Here is a 19,311-nt window from a genome sequence, read left to right on the forward strand (position 1 = left end):
AAGTAGTACTTATCAGATATGATTAAAGCGAACCTAGGACGGTGTGAGCTAGGGAATTAAGAGATAAGGAAGGCGTTCTGGAGCAATACGGATAAAGTGGTAAAAAGGCTATCCCTTTTTACAAATAGGGTGGAACCGCGGGAGAACCTCTCGTCCCTATGCTGACAACAACAGTTGGCATAGAGACAAGAGGTTCTCCCTTTTTGTCCTACAGCCAACAAATTGAGTCAAGACCTTAGTAGAATGACTACCATAATTCAGTGTAGTCTCTAAGCTGTTGATTGGAGCGAAAGGCGAAGACTCCAGCGGGGAAGTAACGGTAGATTGAGACCCCGCAACGAAGTGAGGAGGCTCAAACACCGTCCCGACGGAAAGCGAAGCCTGGCGCGCAAATCAACAGCGGCGTTCAATAGTACCCAAATAAAATAAAGGAAGGTGTCAAAATGAACATCCAAAACATGATCCTGACCCTGCAAAACCACTGGTCAGAACAAGGCTGTATCCTCATGCAAGCCTACGACGTAGAAAAAGGTGCCGGAACAATGAGCCCCTATACATTCCTAAGAAGCATCGGGCCAGAGCCATGGAACGTAGCATACGTCGAACCATCCAGAAGACCGGTAGACGGGCGCTACGGCGAAAACCCAAACCGCCTGTACCAACATCACCAATTCCAAGTAATCATGAAACCATCCCCAGACAACATTCAAGAACTATACCTGGAGTCACTCAAGAAACTTGGAATCGACCCACTAAAACATGATATCCGCTTTGTAGAAGACAACTGGGAAGCACCAACACTTGGGGCAGCAGGACTTGGCTGGGAAGTTTGGCTGGACGGAATGGAAATCACCCAATTCACCTACTTCCAACAGGTCGGGGGAATTGAATGCAAACCGGTTTCTGTAGAAATCACCTATGGTATTGAGCGACTTGCCTCCTACATCCAAGATAAAGAAAATGTTTTTGATCTAGAATGGACAGAAGGATTCACCGTTCGTGATATTTTCCTTCAACCGGAATATGAACACTCTAAATATACATTTGAAACATCCGATCCGGATATGCTGTTCTCACTATTTGATATCTATGAAAAAGAAGCACACCGCCAGATGGACCATGGTCTTGTGCATCCTGCCTACGACTATGTATTGAAATGCTCTCATACATTCAACCAATTGGACGCACGTGGCGCTATAAGTGTTACCGAACGAACAGGTTATATCGGCCGTGTCAGAAATCTAGCCCGTAAAGTGGCAAGAACCTTCTATGAGGAAAGAGAAAAGCTAGGTTTCCCAATTTTGAAAAAGGAGGAGAGCAACAATGAGTAAGAGAGACTTTTTATTTGAAATCGGTCTAGAAGAGATGCCGGCCCGCTTTGTAACGGATTCCATGAATCAGCTTCAGGAAAAAGTGAAAGCTTGGCTTGAAACAAACCAGTTGGCCTATGAAGATATTCACGCTTACTCTACTCCAAGAAGGCTTGCAATATTAATTGAAGGCCTTGTAGAACGCCAAGAAGATGTTACTTTAGAAGCAAAAGGACCTGCAAAAAAAGTTGCCCTGACAGCGGACGGTGACTGGTCAAAGGCTGCCCAAGGCTTTACAAGAGGTCAAGGGCTGACTGTTGAAGATATTTATTTTAAAGAGATCAACGGTGTGGAATATGTGCATGTAAAGAAGCATGTAGAAGGAAAAGAAACGAAAGAAATTCTTAGTGGCATTGCTTCTGTTGCTACAAGCCTGCATTTTCCAAAAAACATGCGCTGGGCTGATGAAGACTTAAGATATGTTCGACCAATCAAATGGTTGATTGCTCTATTCGGTGAAGAGGTTATACCAGTTGAGATAGCAAAGGTAAAATCAGACCGAGTATCTACTGGCCATCGTTTCCTTGGAGGTCAAGTGGAACTTAAAGACGCTGGCAGCTATGTGGAAGAACTTCTATCTAACTATGTCATTGTTAATGCAACGGAACGAAAAGAAGCAATCAGAAAACAACTGTCGATTATTGGGGAAGAAAATGGTTGGAACATTCCTGTGGATGAAGCCCTGCTAGAAGAAGTAAACAACCTGGTGGAATATCCAACAGCATTGTTCGGAACGTTCGAATCTGAATATCTAACCTTGCCTGAAGAAGTACTGATTACATCCATGAAAGAGCATCAGCGTTATTTCCCTGTTAAAAGTGATGAGGGAACTCTTTTGCCTTATTTTGTGACTGTACGAAACGGGAACCATGAGAATTTAGATAATGTTGCAAGAGGAAATGAAAAAGTATTGCGTGCTAGGCTTTCTGATGCGGCATTTTTCTCCAAGGAAGACGAGAAGCTTGTAATTGATGAAGCAATTAAAAAGCTGGATAAGATCGTATTCCATGAAGAAATCGGTACAACCGGCGATAAAGTGAGACGTGTACAAACCATAGCAACAGACCTTGCTAAAGTTGTAAATGTGGACAATGAAACGCAAAAGCATGTAGAGCGTGCAGCTTCCATTTACAAATTTGACTTAGTATCTCATATGGTTTATGAATTTCCGGAACTACAAGGAATCATGGGCGAAAAATATGCGGTGGCAAAGGGTGAGAGCCCTGTCGTTGCAAAAGCAATCAATGAGCATTATATGCCTCGTTCTGCAGAAGACCAAACCGCTTCCTCTGATGTAGGTGCCATCCTAAGTATCTCAGAAAAGATGGATACCATTGTTGGGTTCTTTGCTATTGGAGTTATCCCTACTGGTTCACAGGACCCTTATGCCTTAAGACGTCAGGCATCTGGAATCATTCAGACGATCTTGAACAAAGATTGGACCTTCTCATTGGAAACGTTTATGCACTCATTAGTGGAGCGTTATGTAGAAAAAGGAATCGCTAAGAAAGATACAAATGAAATCATGGAAGATATCTTAGTGTTCTTTAAATTACGACTTAAAAACAATCTTTCCGAGCGTGGAGTTCGATATGACATTGTGGAGGCACTTTTAGAGCTGCCACTCGAGAATGTTTGCTCCACTGTGAAGAAAGCAGAAACGCTTGAAACAAAGAAAAATGAAGCAGACTTTAAAGAAACGATGGAATCATTAAGTCGTGTATGCAACATTGCCAAGAAGGCAACTCTCTCTACCGAAGTTCAAGAGAACTTGCTAAACCAAGAGCAAGAACAAGAGCTGTATAAACAATTTAACAGCAAAAAAGATCTTGTGCTCCGTGCGGCAGAAGATCAGGATTTCTCCTTAGCATATGAAGAACTTGCTTCCTTGAAACCTGCCATTGATGCATTCTTTGACAACATCATGGTCATGACGGAAGATGAAGCAATAAAAGCAAATCGCCTCGCCCTTATGGATGATATGGCTAAAGTTATAGCCATTTTCGGAAACGTCAATGGAATCATCGTTAAGTGATTAAAAAAGACAAACCTATAACCCTATGATAGAATAGTTAAACATACGAAAGAGGCTGACTAATGCAATCCTCACAATATTTAGTCAGCCTCTTTCCAATTCTTCTGTTTATCAGTATAATTAGTATATATTATTTACATATACAGTATGTCACAATTAGAGATCGTAGGGCACCCGTTCAGCGAAGTGCACCTTATAACCCAATAGGTGGTGAACGAAAATCGAACTGAATAAGCGGCAAGAAACTATACTGCAAATAGTCAAAGAACAAGGACCGATTACCGGAGAAGCGATAGCCGACCAACTAAACTTGACTCGGGCAACCCTTCGTCCCGATTTAGCTATTTTGACCATGGCAGGCTATTTAGATGCCCGCCCGCGTGTTGGCTATTTCTATACTGGAAAAACAGGATCGCAATTGTTATCAGATAAGATAAATAAGATTCAGGTGAATGATCACCAGTCCATACCGGTTGTTGTTCATGAGAGTGTTTCTGTTTATGATGCAATTTGCACCATGTTCCTAGAAGACGTGGGAACCCTTTTCGTAGTGGACAACTTCTCTATTATTGTGGGAGTGCTCTCGAGAAAGGACCTATTAAGGGCCAGTATCGGAAAACAGGAACTGACTTCCATACCAGTAAATATAATTATGACTCGAATGCCTAATGTAACGTACTGCTTTAAAGAAGACTTGATTATTGATGTAGCAAAAAAACTGATTGAAAAACAAATAGATGCTCTTCCAGTCGTTAAGCAAACGGATAAAGGCTATGAAGTAGTCGGTAGAATAACAAAAACGAATATTACAAAAGTGCTGGTTGCCCTGGCACTCGATGAAATTATCTAGATTGGAGGAGAATCATGGAGAAACGTACCGTATATATCGTATCTGATTCAGTCGGAGAAACTGCAGAGCTGGCAGTAAAAGCGGCAATCAGCCAATTCAATGGCGCGAACTTCCATCTTAAAAGAATACCTTACGTAGAAGACATCGCAACACTTTCAGAAGTAGTCTCGATTGCAAAACTTAATCAGGGTCTCATCGCTTTTACCCTAGTTGTTCCTGAAATGAGGAAGCATCTTTTAGAATTGGCTATGAAAGAAGGCGTCCAGGTCTATGACATCATTGGCCCGCTTGTGGACTTAATGGAGCAGGAATATGGTGTTAAACCAAAGTATCAGCCTGGCTTGGTAAGACAATTGGATGATGATTATTTCAAAAAAATCGAAGCAGTGGAATTTGCAGTGAAGTATGATGATGGCAGAGATCCAAGGGGAATCATAAAAGCGGATATCGTGTTGGTGGGGGTTTCTAGAACGTCCAAAACGCCTTTATCCCAATATTTGGCACATAAACGCCTGAAGGTAGCAAATGTACCGATTGTTCCTGAGGTAGATCCACCAGAGGAACTTTTTAAAGTGAATCCTGAAAAATGCTTCGGTCTAAAGATTTCGCCAGAAAAGCTGAACGATATTCGAAAAGAAAGATTGAAAGCGTTGGGGCTCAATGATAAAGCTGCATATGCAAATCTTGAAAGAATAAAAGAAGAGTTGGCATTTTTTGAAACAGTCGTAAATAAAATAGGTTGTGACGTGATAGATGTTACGAATAAGGCGGTAGAAGAAACAGCTAACCTTATCTCTAACATTTATAATAACCGTTTGAAGTAAAGAGCGCTTTTAGGAGTGCTCTTTTTTTAAAGGGAAGAAAGCATAAATCCCGTTGATTTCCGTTCCAGGCGCTTCGCTTGCCTGCGGGCGGTCCGTGAGCCTCCTCGGCTTTCAGCCTGTGGGGTCTCACCTGTCCCTTCCTCCCGCGGGCGTCTACGCGCCTTCCACTTCAATCAACAAAGTTATTTCATTCACCTGGGGTTTATGAAAGGCATTTAACCAGGTAACTGAGAAAGCATTAATTTTATGTTCTTGTAATTTATAGCTGTTGATTGGAGCAATAGGCGGAGACTCCTACGGGGGAGTAGCGACAATGTTGAGACCCCGCAGGGCGTAGCCCGAGGAGGCTCAAGGTCGCCCCTAGGAAAGCGAAGCCGTTTGCGGAAATCAACAGTGACGATTAAACAATCGACTATAGGACCGGGCAGTTTTTGCCCAGTTTTTTTTATGACTTTAGATTACCCATTATTCGATGTGAAACAGTAGTCAATTTGAAAAGTTTATATTATAATAAAAAATTGTGATAAAAAAATTCCTCGATAGGGTTTAGAGTGATGGATTATCGAATAAACTAAAAATAGCTATAAGTCAAGGGCAATATAACAGTTTCGTTCGACAACTACAAAAAAACATATCGAAAAAAGAAGGTTTTTGGGAAGGGATGTAGAAACCATTTAACATGCAAAATAATCGCAAACCTATTATTTTGGTGGATGCAGATGCGTGTCCCGTTAAAGAAGAAATAAGTAGAATAAGTCATACATACAAAGTTGATGTGTGCTACGTAGCTTCCTACTCCCATGTCATGACCAATAAAACTGAAGGAAATTGGGTCTATGTGGATGATGAAAAAGAATCTGCAGATCTTTATATTTTGAATCATGCAAAGAAAGATGATGTAGTAGTCACTCAAGATATTGGTCTAGCAAGCATGCTGGTGTCCAAAAACGTTTATGTTCTCACTCCTCGTGGAAAACAGTATGAAGAGAGCGAAATGGAACTGAGCTTGCATATGAGATTTCTATCTGCGAAAGAACGGAGAAAAGGGAACTATTCTAAGGGCCCGAAAGCTTTCTCGATGAAAGACAGAGAAAGATTTGTTCAATCACTTAAAAAAACTTTGTCGAAAATTGCAGGAATTCCAGAATAGAGATAGAAATAGTAAGTCACGGAGTGTTGTTATGAATTATCGAATTCCTGAACAAACAATTGATCAAATCAGACAGTCTACCGACATTGTTGATGTAATAAGTGAATATGTGCAATTGAAGAAGCAAGGCAGGAATTATTTCGGACTTTGCCCTTTCCATGGTGAAAGTACTCCTTCTTTCTCTGTTTCCCAAGAAAAACAAATCTATCACTGTTTCGGTTGTGGTGCCGGGGGAAGTGCTTTCAATTTCATCATGGAGATCGAGGGCGTCAGTTTTGTGGAAGCAGCTCAAAAACTTGCCAAGTCCTCCAATGTAGAAGTGGAAGTACCGGAGTATACCGCAACAGAACAAACAGGCCAGTCGAAAGAAACGAAATGGATGATGGATGCACATTTACTTTTGCATAAATTTTACCATCATTTACTATTAAATACAAAAGAAGGCCAGGAAGCATATGATTATGTGACTGGTAGAGGCTTCACTGACGAAACGTTAAAGAAATTCGGTGTTGGTTATGCACTGAACAGTTGGGACTTCGCTTTGAAATTCCTTACGAAAAGGGGCTACAACCAGCAGTTGCTGGAGAAGGCCGGCCTTCTAATTGAGAAGGAGCATACAGCTGAATATTTTGACCGTTTCAGAAATCGAATCATGTTTCCTATTCATGACCATAAAGGAAATGTTATTGCCTTTTCTGGCAGAGTGCTTGGAGAAGGCGAACCAAAGTACTTGAATTCACCAGAGACCCCACTTTTTAATAAAAGTAAAATTCTTTACAATTTCCATCAGGCCCGTCCTCATATAAGAAAGCAGGAACAGGTTATCCTCTTTGAAGGATTTGCCGATGTCATCGCTGCGGATGGAGCGGGGTTACCTAATGGAATTGCAACGATGGGAACTTCTTTAACAGAAGATCAAGCCCGCATTATTAGGAGGCATGTTGAAAATGTCACTATCTGTTATGACGGAGATAATGCGGGAATAGAAGCGGCTTACAGGGCAGCGAACATCCTTATTCAACAAGGATGTTACGTAAGAATTGCCATGATGCCAGATAAAATGGACCCTGATGACTATATCCGTAGTAAAGGATCAGACTCGTTTAAGCAGGATGTAATAGGGGCAAGTTTAACGTTCATGGCATTTAAGCTCAGGTACTTACGTAAAGGTAGGAACATGAAAGATGAAGGCGAACGGATGCGGTATGTGGAGGATGTCCTGAAAGAGATTAGCATGCTGACCAAAGCGGTTGAACGGGATCATTACCTTCGTCAATTAGCTGATGAATTTTCCATCTCGTTGGACGCTTTAAAGCAGCAGCAGTTTCAAGTGTATAAATCTTTAATGCAAAAAAAGGATTATAACGAGCAGAATAGAATAAATATACCTAACAAGCCTAAAATCTTCACGCAAGCGTTAAAACCGGCTTATTTGAATGCAGAACGCTATTTGCTAGCACATATGCTCAAAGATAGGACAGTATCCGAGAAGGTGCAAGCTTCGATTGAAGGCTCCTTTATCATCGAAGAGCATCGTGCAATTGCAACCTATCTGTATGCTTTCTACGAAGAAGGCTATGAGCCGAATATCAGTATATTCATGGAGCGTATCCCTGAGCAATCGCTCAAGAAAATCATTTCTGAACTGGGGATGCTTACACTTGAGGAAGAATTAAGTGATGCAGTGCTACATGATTATATGAAACAGGTGTTTAATTATCCAAAATTGTTAACAATAAAAGAAAAAGAGCAAGATAAGAAACAAGCAGAAGCACAAAATGATTATCTTGGTGCTGCACAAATCGCGATGGAAATAATCCAAATGAAAAAAGAGTTAAAACAATAAATATACCTCTTTATCGCGTTCAATGTTGGAAGGAGGGGACAGTTGATGGCTGAAAAATCAGCACAATCAAAAGAGATGGAAACAGAATTGACCATCGAACAAGTAAAAGAACAACTAACCGAAGTAGGTAAAAAGCGTGGTGTCCTAACCTATGAGGAGATAGCCGAGAAGATGGCTGGCTTTGAAATAGAGTCCGATCAGATGGATGAATACTACGAATACCTTGGTGAACAGGGTGTGGAAATCATCGGAGAAGCAGGATCTGATGATGATCCGAACACACAGCAACTAGCTAAGGAAGAAGAGTTTGACCTGAATGATTTAACTGTACCACCTGGTGTAAAGATCAATGACCCGGTTAGAATGTATCTAAAGGAAATCGGACGTGTGGACCTTTTATCCGCTGAGGAAGAAATCAGTCTTGCAAACCGAATCGAAGAAGGTGACGAAGAGGCGAAACGTCGACTTGCAGAAGCCAACCTTCGTCTAGTTGTAAGTATAGCCAAGCGTTATGTAGGCCGCGGAATGTTGTTCCTTGATTTAATTCAAGAAGGTAATATGGGTCTGATAAAAGCGGTAGAAAAATTTGATTATCGTAAAGGGTTCAAGTTTTCTACATATGCAACTTGGTGGATTCGCCAAGCCATAACACGTGCAATTGCTGACCAGGCAAGAACGATTCGTATCCCTGTGCATATGGTAGAAACCATCAACAAACTTATCCGTGTTCAACGTCAATTGTTACAAGACCTTGGGCGTGAACCATCTCCGGAAGAAATCGCAGAAGACATGGATCTTACACCGGATAAAGTGCGTGAAATCCTCAAGATAGCCCAAGAGCCTGTTTCACTTGAAACCCCAATCGGTGAAGAGGATGATTCTCATCTTGGAGACTTTATTGAAGACCAAGACGCAACTTCGCCTTCCGATCATGCGGCATATGAATTGTTGAAAGAACAACTTGAAGATGTACTGGATACACTCACAGACCGTGAAGAAAATGTATTAAGACTACGATTTGGCTTAGATGACGGACGTACTCGTACTCTAGAAGAAGTAGGAAAAGTCTTTGGAGTAACAAGAGAGCGTATCCGACAAATCGAAGCTAAAGCACTTCGTAAGCTAAGACATCCTAGCCGCAGCAAACGTCTGAAAGATTTTCTTGAATAGAATCAGGCTTATGGAAATAGTTTGCTTTTTCTTGAAAAGAGTAAGCTATTTCTCTTTTTTTGCAATTCAATACTTTTATAATATTCAGTTATTAATTTTTAAACTTGTAATTGGAGTGTCAACAAAGTGAATAAACAGCGAAAAGAAACCATCATTCAAGAAATAAAGTATTGGAAAAGAAATCGTCTCCTACCAGACCAATATTGCGATTATTTACTGGCTTTATATACAGGAGGTGAAGGAGTGGAACCAGCGATTGGAAGAGGGAAACTTTACTCCACCTTTTTTGCATGTCTAATTTCTCTCTTCGTTCCAATAACATTTCTTGTCATTTATTTTACTGAAATGCCAGTTCATTTGCAAATGCTCCTGGTAACTTTTTTTGTTTTACTTTCTATATTCGGATACTTTGTTTTTCGAAAAGAACAATTATACATACATATACCAGTCTTTGTCATTGCCTTGCTCACACTGATTTTTTCCATAAAGTTACTGGAGCTTCTGTCTTTCCAACTACCGTTAACCTTTATTATCATTACCTTTCAGACGCTGGTGTGGTTTTTTATCGGCTACATAAAGAAATGGTACTATTTAAACATTTCAGCCATTATAACAATGATCCTACTTGTTGCAAACATTATACTGATGTAACTAATTGATAATTTAGGTATTTTTAAAAGTTGTGAAAATTCCCTTTTATCTATTATAATACAAATGAAAGCGTATTCAATAGATTGTAGGATGGAAGAAAAATACTAGCTCTTGCTAATGTTTTCCAAACAACAAGGGGGGAAAGATTGTGAACTTTGATTTAACGTCAGAACAAGCGATGATTAAGAAAACAATTAGAGAGTTTTCAGATGAAGTAGTTGCACCAGGAGCTCTCCAACGAGATCGGGACAAAAAATTCCCTGTTGAAGTGTTTCAACAGTTATCACAATTAGGCATGATGGGACTACCTTTTCCTGAAGAATATGAAGGAGCGGGCGCTGATACAGTCAGCTTTGCGATTGTCGTAGAAGAATTGAGCAGAGCTTGTGGCTCGACAGGTATTACTTATTCCGCTCACGTTTCGTTAGGTGGGGCACCGCTTAACCTATTCGGTACAGAAGAACAAAAGCGCAATTACCTCGTCCCTATTTGTACAGGCGAATCACTCGGTGCATTCGGATTGACCGAACCAAATGCCGGTTCAGATGCAGGTGGTACTCAAACAACTGCCGTAGAAGATGGGGAAGATTACATCATTAACGGTAACAAATGTTTCATTACGAATGCATCCTATGCCAAGCATTTGGCGTTAACGGCTATCACAGATAAAAAGGGGAATGAAAAAGAAATCTCTGCTGTCATCGTTCCAACAGATGCCAAAGGGTTTCAAGTGATTGATAACTATGAAAAAATGGGACTTAACGCTTCTAATACAACAGAGCTAGTGCTTGAAGATGTACGTGTGCCACAGGAAAACCTTTTAGGTAAACGTGGAGAGGGCTTCAGGCAGTTCTTAATCACTCTTGATGGAGGACGAATAGGAATTGGTGCCATGGCGGTAGGAATTGCACAGGCAGCTTTTGAGCGAGCGCTCGCTTACTCTCAAGAAAGAAAACAATTTGGAAGATCCTTATCGAGTTTTCAGATTAACCAATTCAAACTGGCAGACATGGCCATGAAACTTGAACTTGCAAGAACCATGGTTTACAAAGCTGCCTGGCTAAAAGATCAAGGACGACCATTCTCCAAAGAAGCATCCATGTGTAAACTATATGCTTCTGAAGTGTGCATGGAAATAGCAGACCAAGCTGTTCAACTCCATGGCGGCTACGGGTACATGAAAGAATACCACGTAGAACGCTTCATGCGCGACGGAAAACTCCTAGAAATCGGCGAAGGAACCTCCGAAGTACAAAGAATGGTAATTGCGAGATCTTTGGGAGTTTAATTGAAGCTGAGACATTCTAGTTGTTGATTGGAGCAAAAGGCGAAGACTCCTGCGGGGGAAGTAGCGACAATGTTGAGACCCGCAACGAAGTGAGGAGGCTCAAGGTCGCCCCGCGGAAAGCGAAGCCTTTTGCGGAAATCAACAACGGTGTCTATGCAATCAAAATTATTTTCCCACAAACACATCACTTTTCCTATTTTGAGGTACAATATAATCAACAAATATAAAAACCTTCATCTATGTGATGAAGGTTTTTGTCTAAACTGTGAATTTACGAGAGAAGTTGGCAATTAAGTCTTTTCCTATAGTAAAATATAAAGTAAAATAGAGAGTGCTTGTATAAGATAAGACACACGTACATGTACATAAGGAGGTTTGAATAGCATGAATCGTAATCCGCTTATTCCTTTTGCATTTATCGCGGTTTTAGGTCTTGGACTAATGTTCCTATTATCTTTCGTTGGACTTGATCAGGCTGAAAAAATTGCATCCGGTGAGGATGAAACTGTAGAACTGTCTGCAGAAGAACTTTACCAACAAAACTCTTGTATCGGCTGTCACGGCGGTAACTTGGAAGGCGCAGGTGCTGCACCTGCATTGACAGATGTTGGTGACCGTCTATCCCAAGAAGAGATCCAAAACGTTATTGTTAATGGACAAGGCTCTATGCCTGCTAACCTGGCTACACCTAAAGAAGCTGAAGTTCTTGCTGAGTGGCTTGCAAATGGCGCTCAAAGTGAAGAGGGCGAAGAGTAAGATTTGTTTTTTTAGCAAAATGTTACACATATAAAAGATCCTTTGCATTTGTAAAGGGTTTTTTTTTATACTTGTTACATAGGAATTCAAATACATAAGTAAAGAGGAAACAGACATGAATGAATTAAAACTCTCAAAACGTTTAGAAGCAGTCGCTTCTTTTATTCCAAAAGGCAGTGTATTGGCAGACATCGGCTCAGACCATGCTTATCTGCCTTGTTATGCCTATTTGCAGGGAATGATTGAAAGAGGAATTGCCGGAGAAGTAGTAGAAGGCCCCTTTCAATCTGCTATTCAGCAGGTTCGAAAAACGGAATTAGAAAATGTTATTGAAGTCAGAAAAGGGGATGGATTGGAAGTAATTTCTCCTAATGAAGTTACTTGTATCACCATTGCCGGTATGGGTGGAACCCTGATACAATCCATTCTTGAAAAGGGGAAGGATAAACTGGCAGGAGTTCAGACGCTTATTCTTCAACCGAATATTGGTGACAAAAAAAATCAGGGACTGGCTGCTTGAAAATGGATGGGAACTTGTTGCTGAACAAATTTTGCTGGATGATGGCAGGATCTATGAGATTCTGGTAGCGGAACGTGGCGAAAGCGAAAAACCTTACGCTGTAAAAAAAGATGCGTATCTGCTTGTGGGGCCGTTTCTTGCGGAGGAGCGAAATGATGTTTTTGTCCAAAAGTGGACACATGAGCTGGCACATTGGAAAAAAATAGTGGCGCAGCTCGATGCTGCGGGACACACAGAAGCGAATGAACAAAAAAGAAAAGAACTTACAGAAAAAATCAGACTGGTAGAGGAGGAACTGGGTATTGAAAACAGTTAACGGCTTGCAGGTTATTGAGTGGTTCGAACAGTTTTCCCCTAAAAAGTATGCAGTCGAAGGAGATAAAATTGGACTTCAGATAGGTACTTTGAATAAGCCGATTCATAAGGTAATGGTAACGCTTGATGTGCTTGAAAAGGTGGTAGACGAGGCAATAGATCAGAATGTTGATTTGATTATAGCCCATCATCCGCCAATCTTCCGAGCGCTTCCAACTGTTACGGATAATTCAGCTGCAGGCAAAATCGTCACTAAATGCATCAAGCATGATATCAGCGTATATGTGGCGCATACGAATCTTGATGTGGCACAGGGGGGCGTCAATGACCTGCTTGCTGATGCTCTCGAGTTAGAGGATGTAAAAGTGTTAGTGCCGACTTTTCAAGAGGAACTTCGGAAACTGAGCGTATTTGTTCCGGTGTCTCATGCAGAAGCTCTTTTAAATGCTTTAGGAGAAGCAGGGGCAGGGCATATTGGAAACTATAGTCACTGTTCTTTCACGACGGAAGGGGAGGGACGATTCCTTCCTTTAGATGGGACAGACCCTTTTATTGGGAAAAAAGGTCAGCTTGAAAAAGTGGAAGAGATGAAGGTGGAAACGGTATATCCCCTTTCTATAGAGAAACGTGTCATGAAGGCTCTGTTCAAAGCACATCCATATGAAGAAGTTGCTTATGATGTCTTCAAGCTTGAAAACGATATGAACGCACTTGGCTTAGGGCGCGTTGGAAAATTAAAGTCAGGAATGTCGCTCGCTGATTTTGCCTCTCATGTAAAAAAAGGACTTGAAGTGGAAAATGTCCGTGTGGTCGGAGATTTGAACAGTGAGATTAAGAAAGTAGCGGTTTTAGGCGGAGACGGAAATAAATATATCCATGCTGCAAAGTTCTCCGGAGCAGACGTGTATGTGACAGGGGATCTTTATTTCCATACCGCACATGATGCCATGGCAATTGGTTTGAACGTGGTCGATCCTGGGCATTACGCTGAAAAGATTATGAAAAAAGGCGTGGCTCAGCGATTGGAAAAGGTCGTGGAGGAGAAGAGTTGGGAGCTTGAAGTTTTAGTTTCTGAGACGAATACAGATCCGTTTAGATTTATGTGATGTTTGTTTGGAGAGGCGATCCATTTTGGGTCGTTTCTTTTTTATTAGGAAGAGGGGGTGTCTCTGTGCCCGATAAGCTTCGGGAAAAAGGAAAACGGTAAGAGAGAAGGCGTCTCTGTGCCCGGAAAACTATGGGGAAAGGGAAAACGGTAAGAGAGAAGGCGTCTCTGTGCCCGAAAGACTTCGGGAAAAAGGAAAACGGTAAGAGAGAAGGCGTCTCTGTGCCCGAAAGGCTTCGGGAAAAAGGAAAACGGTAAGAGAGAAGGCGTCTCTGTGCCCGAAAGACTTCAAGGAAAGGGGAAAAGGTCAGAGAGAAATGCCTTAAATTAAAGCTCGAAACCCTTCGGCAAAGGCGTCAAAGGTAATATAGACCGGCTCTATACGCCCGAAGCTCGTCTGCAATAGCAGGAAAGGTAATATAGACCGGTTCTATATGCCCGAAGCTCGTCTGCAATAGCAGGGAAGGTAATATAGACCGGTTCTATATGCCCGAAGCTCGTCTGCAATAGCAGGGAAGGTAATATAGACCGGTTCTATACGCCCGAAGCTCGTCCACAAAAGCATCAAAGGTAACATAGAAGCAGTATAGTTCCAATTTGCATTGTGGAATCTTAAGCCTCTAAGCATAACAAAAAACACCCTCCAAAAAGAGGGTGCAATCAATTAACCTTACGAAGTTTTCGCCTTTTTCACTTTAGGCAAAATCTTTTGCAAAGGTACATTTTTCGTTGTGTTCCATGTATCTTTATTGAACGGGTCGAACTGTTCCACAAATTGAATGACTTCCTTTGTAATTGGAGTTGGTGTCGAAGCACCTGCTGTAACGGCAACTGTGCCAGCATTCATTAACCACTCTACATTCAACTCGCTGATATCGGAAATACGATAAGCAGGAGTGCCCGCGATTTCTTGGGAAACTTGAGCCAATCTGTTAGAGTTATTACTTTTTGGATCCCCAACAACGATCGTTACATCGGCTTGTCCCGCTTGTTCTGCCACGGCTTCTTGTCTAACTTGAGTAGCAAGGCAAATTTCTTTGTGCTGCTCGACATGTGGATATTTTTCTTGGACCTTAACCATGATGTCGGCTACATCCCACTGACTCATGGTAGTTTGGTTAGTTACGATAATTTTCTCACTATCAATCGCCAATGCTTCCACGTCATCAAGCGTCTCCACTAAATGCACGATGGAAGGAGCAACTCCTACTGCACCTTCTGGCTCTGGATGTCCTTTTTTCCCGATGTAAATAACTTCGTACCCTTGTGCCTCTTTCATGCGGATCAGGTCATGAGTTCGTGTAACATCCGGGCATGTTGCGTCAATGGTGGTTAAACCTTTTTCCTTTGCGCGGACTTTCACTTCCGGTGAGACACCGTGGGCAGTGAAAATAACGGTACCTTCGTTAATCTGATCAAGGATCTCCAGGCGGTTCGCACCGTCCAATGTGATGATCCCTTCTTCTTCAAATGCGTCTGTAACATGTTTATTATGAACAATCATACCTAAGATGTAGATTGGTCGTGGTAATGTTTTATCTAATGCTGCATTTCTTGCAATCACCATAGCATCCACTACACCATAGCAGAAGCCACGAGGGGCGATTTTAATTAGTTCCATATAGGGATAACCCTCCTTACATCAAATAAGAGAGTGATAAACACTCTCTCACTACTTACAGTCTATTATAGTATAAATAAGAAGGTTTAGTACAAAAGAAGATATTAGGAACTTCAGATATAAAGCTTAGGAGCGGAACCGCCTGCAGGTTTTTTCCTCTGGCTCAGTGTCAGTGGCTGTAGGCTTTTGGTTTTGCTTTTTTTACTTTTTTCTTGGTGTTTGTTTTCCGCTGCACTATCACTTTCAACCTCTTCTTGTTTTTGCTTCCTCCGTTGACTCTGTATCAGTATCATCGTCATCATCCACATTTTTTCAGTTCATTGTAAAGCTTGAGCATAGCTGGCACATTTCTTACAAGAGGTCCATATTGCTGAACCATCGGCATGACACCCTCTGCCATTTTTTAACGCTTTTTGAACATTTCCAAGCATGCCTGTCAGGTTGTTCGGATTGATGAGTTGTTGAAGAGTTCCAGCGTTCGCGAGTTGACCGAGCCCTCCACCTGCGCCCTGTATTGGCCAGTTGACCGAGTCCGCCCATGTTCCCGATGCTTCTGGCTCCTGTTCTTCCGAAGAGTTTGGCAAGCAGTCCGCCACCTCCACCACCACCGCTATTTCCGCCTAAGCCCATTCCTCGCCCAGCTCCACCCATAAAAGGGGAAGGGTTTCTTAACATCTGATTAGGCATATTGGACATTGGTGAATTGGGCATATTAAACATATTAAACATGTTATTCTGTGGTTGTTGCATAAATGGAGAGGGACCTGGACCCATGCGGAACTGGGAAGGCCTCATTGGTTGCTGCATAGGTGGCATCGATCGATTTGGTCCAAAAAACATGGTAATCCTCCTTTCTTTCTTGAAAAGTAATCATTTTATTCAATTGCCGGAATTTAACAAGCTTTTCTGGTCTCCTATAATTTATGCGGATGGTGCTTGGCATGTTTATAGTCTGGAAAGATTGGGCACAACCGTAGTGTAGCCAAAAAAAACAAAACTGCTTTATAATAGTTGTTTGGGGTTAAACAGAACGTAACGGAACGCGAATAACTCATGAATGAAAATAGAAACTTTAAAATAATGACATAGATACATATTCCATGCATGATTTTAAAAGTGGAGGTAAATAAATGAATACAACGTTTGAAAAGTTTAATGTAAAGCCGTTCATTTTAGAAGCGGTAAAAGAACTTAGATTTCAAAAACCGACAGAAGTCCAAGAAAGAATGATTCCTTCCTTATTAAATGGAGAAAGTGCCATTGGACAATCTCAAACTGGAACAGGAAAGACACATGCTTACCTGATTCCGATCTTGAGTAAAATTGATCCATCCTTACAAGAAGTACAAGCAGTTATCACAGCTCCAACAAGAGAGCTAGCTAACCAAATTTACCAAGAAGTATTAAAAATCACGAAGTTTTGTTCTGGAGAAGATATGATAACTGCACGTTGTTATATCGGCGGTACGGATAAACAACGTACAATTGACCGTCTTAAACAGCAACCGCATATAGTAGTTGGAACACCTGGACGTATTAAAGACTTAATGGTGGAAAATGCGCTGTTAGTCCATACGGCGAGAACAATTGTGGTAGATGAAGCCGACCTTATGCTTGATATGGGATTCATTGAAGATATCGATAAGGTTGCTGCAGCAATGCCAAAAAACCTTCAAATCATGGTATTCTCAGCTACAATCCCTGAAAAGCTAAAACCTTTCTTACGTAAATACATGGAAAATCCAAAGTATACACATGTTGCTCCAAAACAAGTAACGGCAGCTAAAATCAAGCATCTGCTTATGCCGGTGAAATCGAAAAGTAAAACGAAATTATTGCATGATTTACTTGTGGAATATAACCCATATTTGGCAATTGTTTTTACCAACACGAAGAAAAAAGCAGATGAAGTGGCAGATGCATTGCTAGAACAAGGGTTAAAAGTTGGTAGAATCCATGGTGATCTCAACCCTCGTGAACGCAAAAAAATGATGAAGCAAATCAATGAATTGGAATATCAATATGTGGTGGCAACAGACCTTGCGGCAAGAGGAATTGATATTGCAGGTGTCAGTCATGTCATCAACTATGAGCTTCCGTCAGATCTTGACTTCTATGTTCACCGTGTTGGACGTACTGCACGTGCAGACTATTCCGGTAATGCCATTACACTTTACGAACCAACAGATGAGAATGCGCTTGCTCAGATTGAAAAGATGGGGATAGAGTTTACCCAAATTGATTTCAAAAATGGTGAATTGGTAGAAATCGGCCCCCGTAACAAACGACAAAACCGTAAAAAACAAATTAATGAAATCGATGTAGCGGCAAAAACATCCGTAAAGAAATCAACGAAAGTTAAACCAGGCTATAAAAAGAAACACAAATATGAAGTAGAGCAATTCAAGAAAAGACAACGTCGCTTGAAAAAGAGATAATAAGAGCAACTGGATAACCTTTCACGGCATCCTTATGTTAAAATAAAGACTGATTTTAAAAGAGGTGATGTTGTGGAAAACTTACTAATTGGCTCTCATGTATCCATGAGTGGGAAAAAGATGCTATTGGCAGCAAGTGAAGAGGCTGCATCCTACGGATCGAACGTATTTATGATCTATACAGGTGCTCCTCAAAATACGCGAAGAAAAAAAATAGAAGACCTTAACATAGAAGCGGGTCTTGCACATATGAAAGAGCATGGATTAAAGGAAATCATTGTACATGCTCCTTATATCATCAATATTGGTAACTCCCAGAAGCCGGAAACTTACGAACTCGGAGTGAATTTTCTCGCTGAAGAAGTAAGAAGAACGGATGCAATCGGGGCAAAACAGATTGTCCTCCACCCAGGTGCGCATGTTGGTGCAGGGAGGGAAGTGGGTATCAGCCAGATTATTAAAGGGTTGAATGAGGCGCTGACAAAAGAGCAAAATGTTCAAATTGCATTGGAGACCATGGCAGGGAAGGGCTCTGAGTGTGGGCGAACTTTTGAAGAACTTGCTGCCATCATTGATGGAGTCCATTTGAATGAAAAGCTTTCTATTTGCCTGGATACTTGTCACGTACATGATGCAGGATACGATATTGTAAATGACTTTGATGGAGTATTGAAGCAGTTTGACGATATCATTGGTTTAGACCGTCTGAAAGTCCTTCATATAAATGACAGTAAAAATACATGTGGTGCTAGTAAAGACCGCCATGAAAACATCGGGTTTGGACACATTGGGTTTGATGCAATCAATTATATTGTTCATCATGATCAATTGAAACATATTCCTAAAATTTTGGAGACACCATATGTCGGCGAAGATAAGAAAGACCGTAAGCCGCCATATAAACATGAAATTGCCATGTTAAAAAACAAGCAGTTTGATGAAGAGCTTTTAACAAAAATTGTGAATGATTGATTAATAAGAAAGAAGCAAGGGACATAAAAAAAGTGCCCTTGCTTCTTTTTTAAAAAAATGAAAGTGCAAATTACAGTTGATTTCCGTTCCAGGCGCTTCGCTTGCCTGCGGGCGGTCCGTGAGCCTCCTCGGCGTGCGCCTCCGGGGTCTCACCTGTCCCTTCCTCCCGCGGGCGTCTGCGCGCCTTCCACTGCAATCAACAAGATGACTTCATTCAACGAAGGGTATATGAAAAGTACTTACCCGTGTTAACTGAATATGCATGAACGTACCTTTTACGTAATTTTCAGCTGTGAATTGGAGCAAATGGCTTAGACTCCAGCGGGAGAGTAACGGTAGGTTGAGACCCCGCAGGCAAAGCGAGGCCACTGAAAAACTATAATTATTTTTGAATGAAAAA

At 41.4% G+C, this 19,311-nt stretch carries 15 protein-coding genes, 1 pseudogene and 1 other annotated feature (1 of these 17 only partly in view); of the genes and pseudogenes, 14 read left to right on the top strand and 2 right to left on the bottom strand.

Annotation, left to right across the window (positions count from 1 at the left end; all coding sequences use genetic code 11):
• Positions 1–161, top strand: a binding site (T-box leader); it begins 17 nt to the left of the window's first position.
• A gap of 282 nt (positions 162–443) precedes the next feature.
• The 12 genes and pseudogenes from glyQ to M313_RS0113690 all read left to right on the top strand — a co-directional run bounded on the left by glyQ (position 444) and on the right by M313_RS0113690 (position 13,881).
• Entirely contained in the window at positions 444–1,331 is an 888-nt protein-coding gene (glyQ, locus tag M313_RS0113630; RefSeq protein WP_010196253.1) for a glycine--tRNA ligase subunit alpha, read from the top strand.
• A complete protein-coding gene (glyS, locus tag M313_RS0113635) occupies positions 1,324–3,405 on the top strand; it encodes a glycine--tRNA ligase subunit beta (protein WP_010196254.1) in 2,082 nt (693 codons plus the stop codon). Before glyQ ends, glyS begins: the two co-directional genes overlap by 8 nt.
• A 220-nt stretch (positions 3,406–3,625) precedes the next feature.
• Complete coding sequence (gene ccpN, locus M313_RS0113640) at positions 3,626–4,255, top strand: transcriptional regulator CcpN (RefSeq protein ID WP_029326506.1); 630 nt, start codon at positions 3,626–3,628, stop codon at positions 4,253–4,255.
• Between the two features lie 14 nt (positions 4,256–4,269).
• Entirely contained in the window at positions 4,270–5,079 is an 810-nt protein-coding gene (locus tag M313_RS0113645) for a pyruvate, water dikinase regulatory protein (protein ID WP_010196257.1), read from the top strand.
• Positions 5,080–5,758: 679 nt separating this feature from the next.
• A complete protein-coding gene (locus M313_RS0113650) occupies positions 5,759–6,229 on the top strand; it encodes a YaiI/YqxD family protein (RefSeq protein WP_010196275.1) in 471 nt (156 codons plus the stop codon).
• Positions 6,230–6,260: 31 nt separating this feature from the next.
• Complete coding sequence (dnaG, locus tag M313_RS0113655; protein WP_010196283.1) at positions 6,261–8,075, top strand: DNA primase; 1,815 nt, start codon at positions 6,261–6,263, stop codon at positions 8,073–8,075.
• A 45-nt stretch (positions 8,076–8,120) separates the two neighbouring features.
• Positions 8,121–9,245, top strand: a complete 1,125-nt coding sequence (gene rpoD / locus M313_RS0113660; protein WP_010196287.1) for an RNA polymerase sigma factor RpoD — start codon at positions 8,121–8,123, stop codon at positions 9,243–9,245.
• Between the two features lie 126 nt (positions 9,246–9,371).
• Positions 9,372–9,896: a hypothetical protein gene (locus M313_RS0113665; protein WP_010196289.1), complete on the top strand. Its 525-nt coding sequence runs from the start codon at positions 9,372–9,374 to the stop codon at positions 9,894–9,896.
• A 148-nt stretch (positions 9,897–10,044) separates the two neighbouring features.
• On the top strand, positions 10,045–11,184 hold the full coding sequence (locus M313_RS0113670; RefSeq protein ID WP_010196292.1) for an acyl-CoA dehydrogenase family protein: 1,140 nt from the start codon (positions 10,045–10,047) through the stop codon (positions 11,182–11,184).
• A gap of 384 nt (positions 11,185–11,568) precedes the next feature.
• Positions 11,569–11,940: a cytochrome c550 gene (cccA, locus tag M313_RS0113680; RefSeq protein ID WP_010196297.1), complete on the top strand. Its 372-nt coding sequence runs from the start codon at positions 11,569–11,571 to the stop codon at positions 11,938–11,940.
• Positions 11,941–12,055: 115 nt separating this feature from the next.
• Positions 12,056–12,776, top strand: a pseudogene (locus M313_RS23625) (tRNA (adenine(22)-N(1))-methyltransferase).
• Positions 12,763–13,881, top strand: coding sequence for a Nif3-like dinuclear metal center hexameric protein (locus M313_RS0113690; RefSeq protein WP_010196298.1), 1,119 nt, complete (start codon positions 12,763–12,765; stop codon positions 13,879–13,881). Before M313_RS23625 ends, M313_RS0113690 begins: the two are co-directional and overlap by 14 nt.
• 669 nt (positions 13,882–14,550) lie before the next feature.
• Here M313_RS0113690 and M313_RS0113700 read toward each other — a convergent pair.
• Both M313_RS0113700 and vrrA read right to left on the bottom strand, forming a co-directional pair.
• Entirely contained in the window at positions 14,551–15,501 is a 951-nt protein-coding gene (locus M313_RS0113700) for a 4-hydroxy-3-methylbut-2-enyl diphosphate reductase (protein ID WP_010196302.1), read from the bottom strand.
• A 298-nt stretch (positions 15,502–15,799) separates the two neighbouring features.
• Positions 15,800–15,901: a VrrA/YqfQ family protein gene (vrrA, locus tag M313_RS27010; RefSeq protein WP_083800936.1), complete on the bottom strand. Its 102-nt coding sequence runs from the start codon at positions 15,899–15,901 to the stop codon at positions 15,800–15,802.
• A gap of 730 nt (positions 15,902–16,631) precedes the next feature.
• On the opposite strand from vrrA, the gene M313_RS0113720 reads away from it, so the two are divergent.
• Positions 16,632–17,939: a DEAD/DEAH box helicase gene (locus tag M313_RS0113720; RefSeq protein WP_010196307.1), complete on the top strand. Its 1,308-nt coding sequence runs from the start codon at positions 16,632–16,634 to the stop codon at positions 17,937–17,939.
• A gap of 72 nt (positions 17,940–18,011) precedes the next feature.
• Positions 18,012–18,911: a deoxyribonuclease IV gene (locus tag M313_RS0113725; RefSeq protein WP_010196308.1), complete on the top strand. Its 900-nt coding sequence runs from the start codon at positions 18,012–18,014 to the stop codon at positions 18,909–18,911.
• Positions 18,912–19,311 lie beyond the last annotated feature (400 nt).

Origin of the sequence: Bacillus sp. m3-13 (assembly GCF_000175075.1) — a bacterium.
Taxonomy (GTDB): domain Bacteria; phylum Bacillota; class Bacilli; order Bacillales; family Bacillaceae_I; genus Sutcliffiella_A; species Sutcliffiella_A horikoshii_C.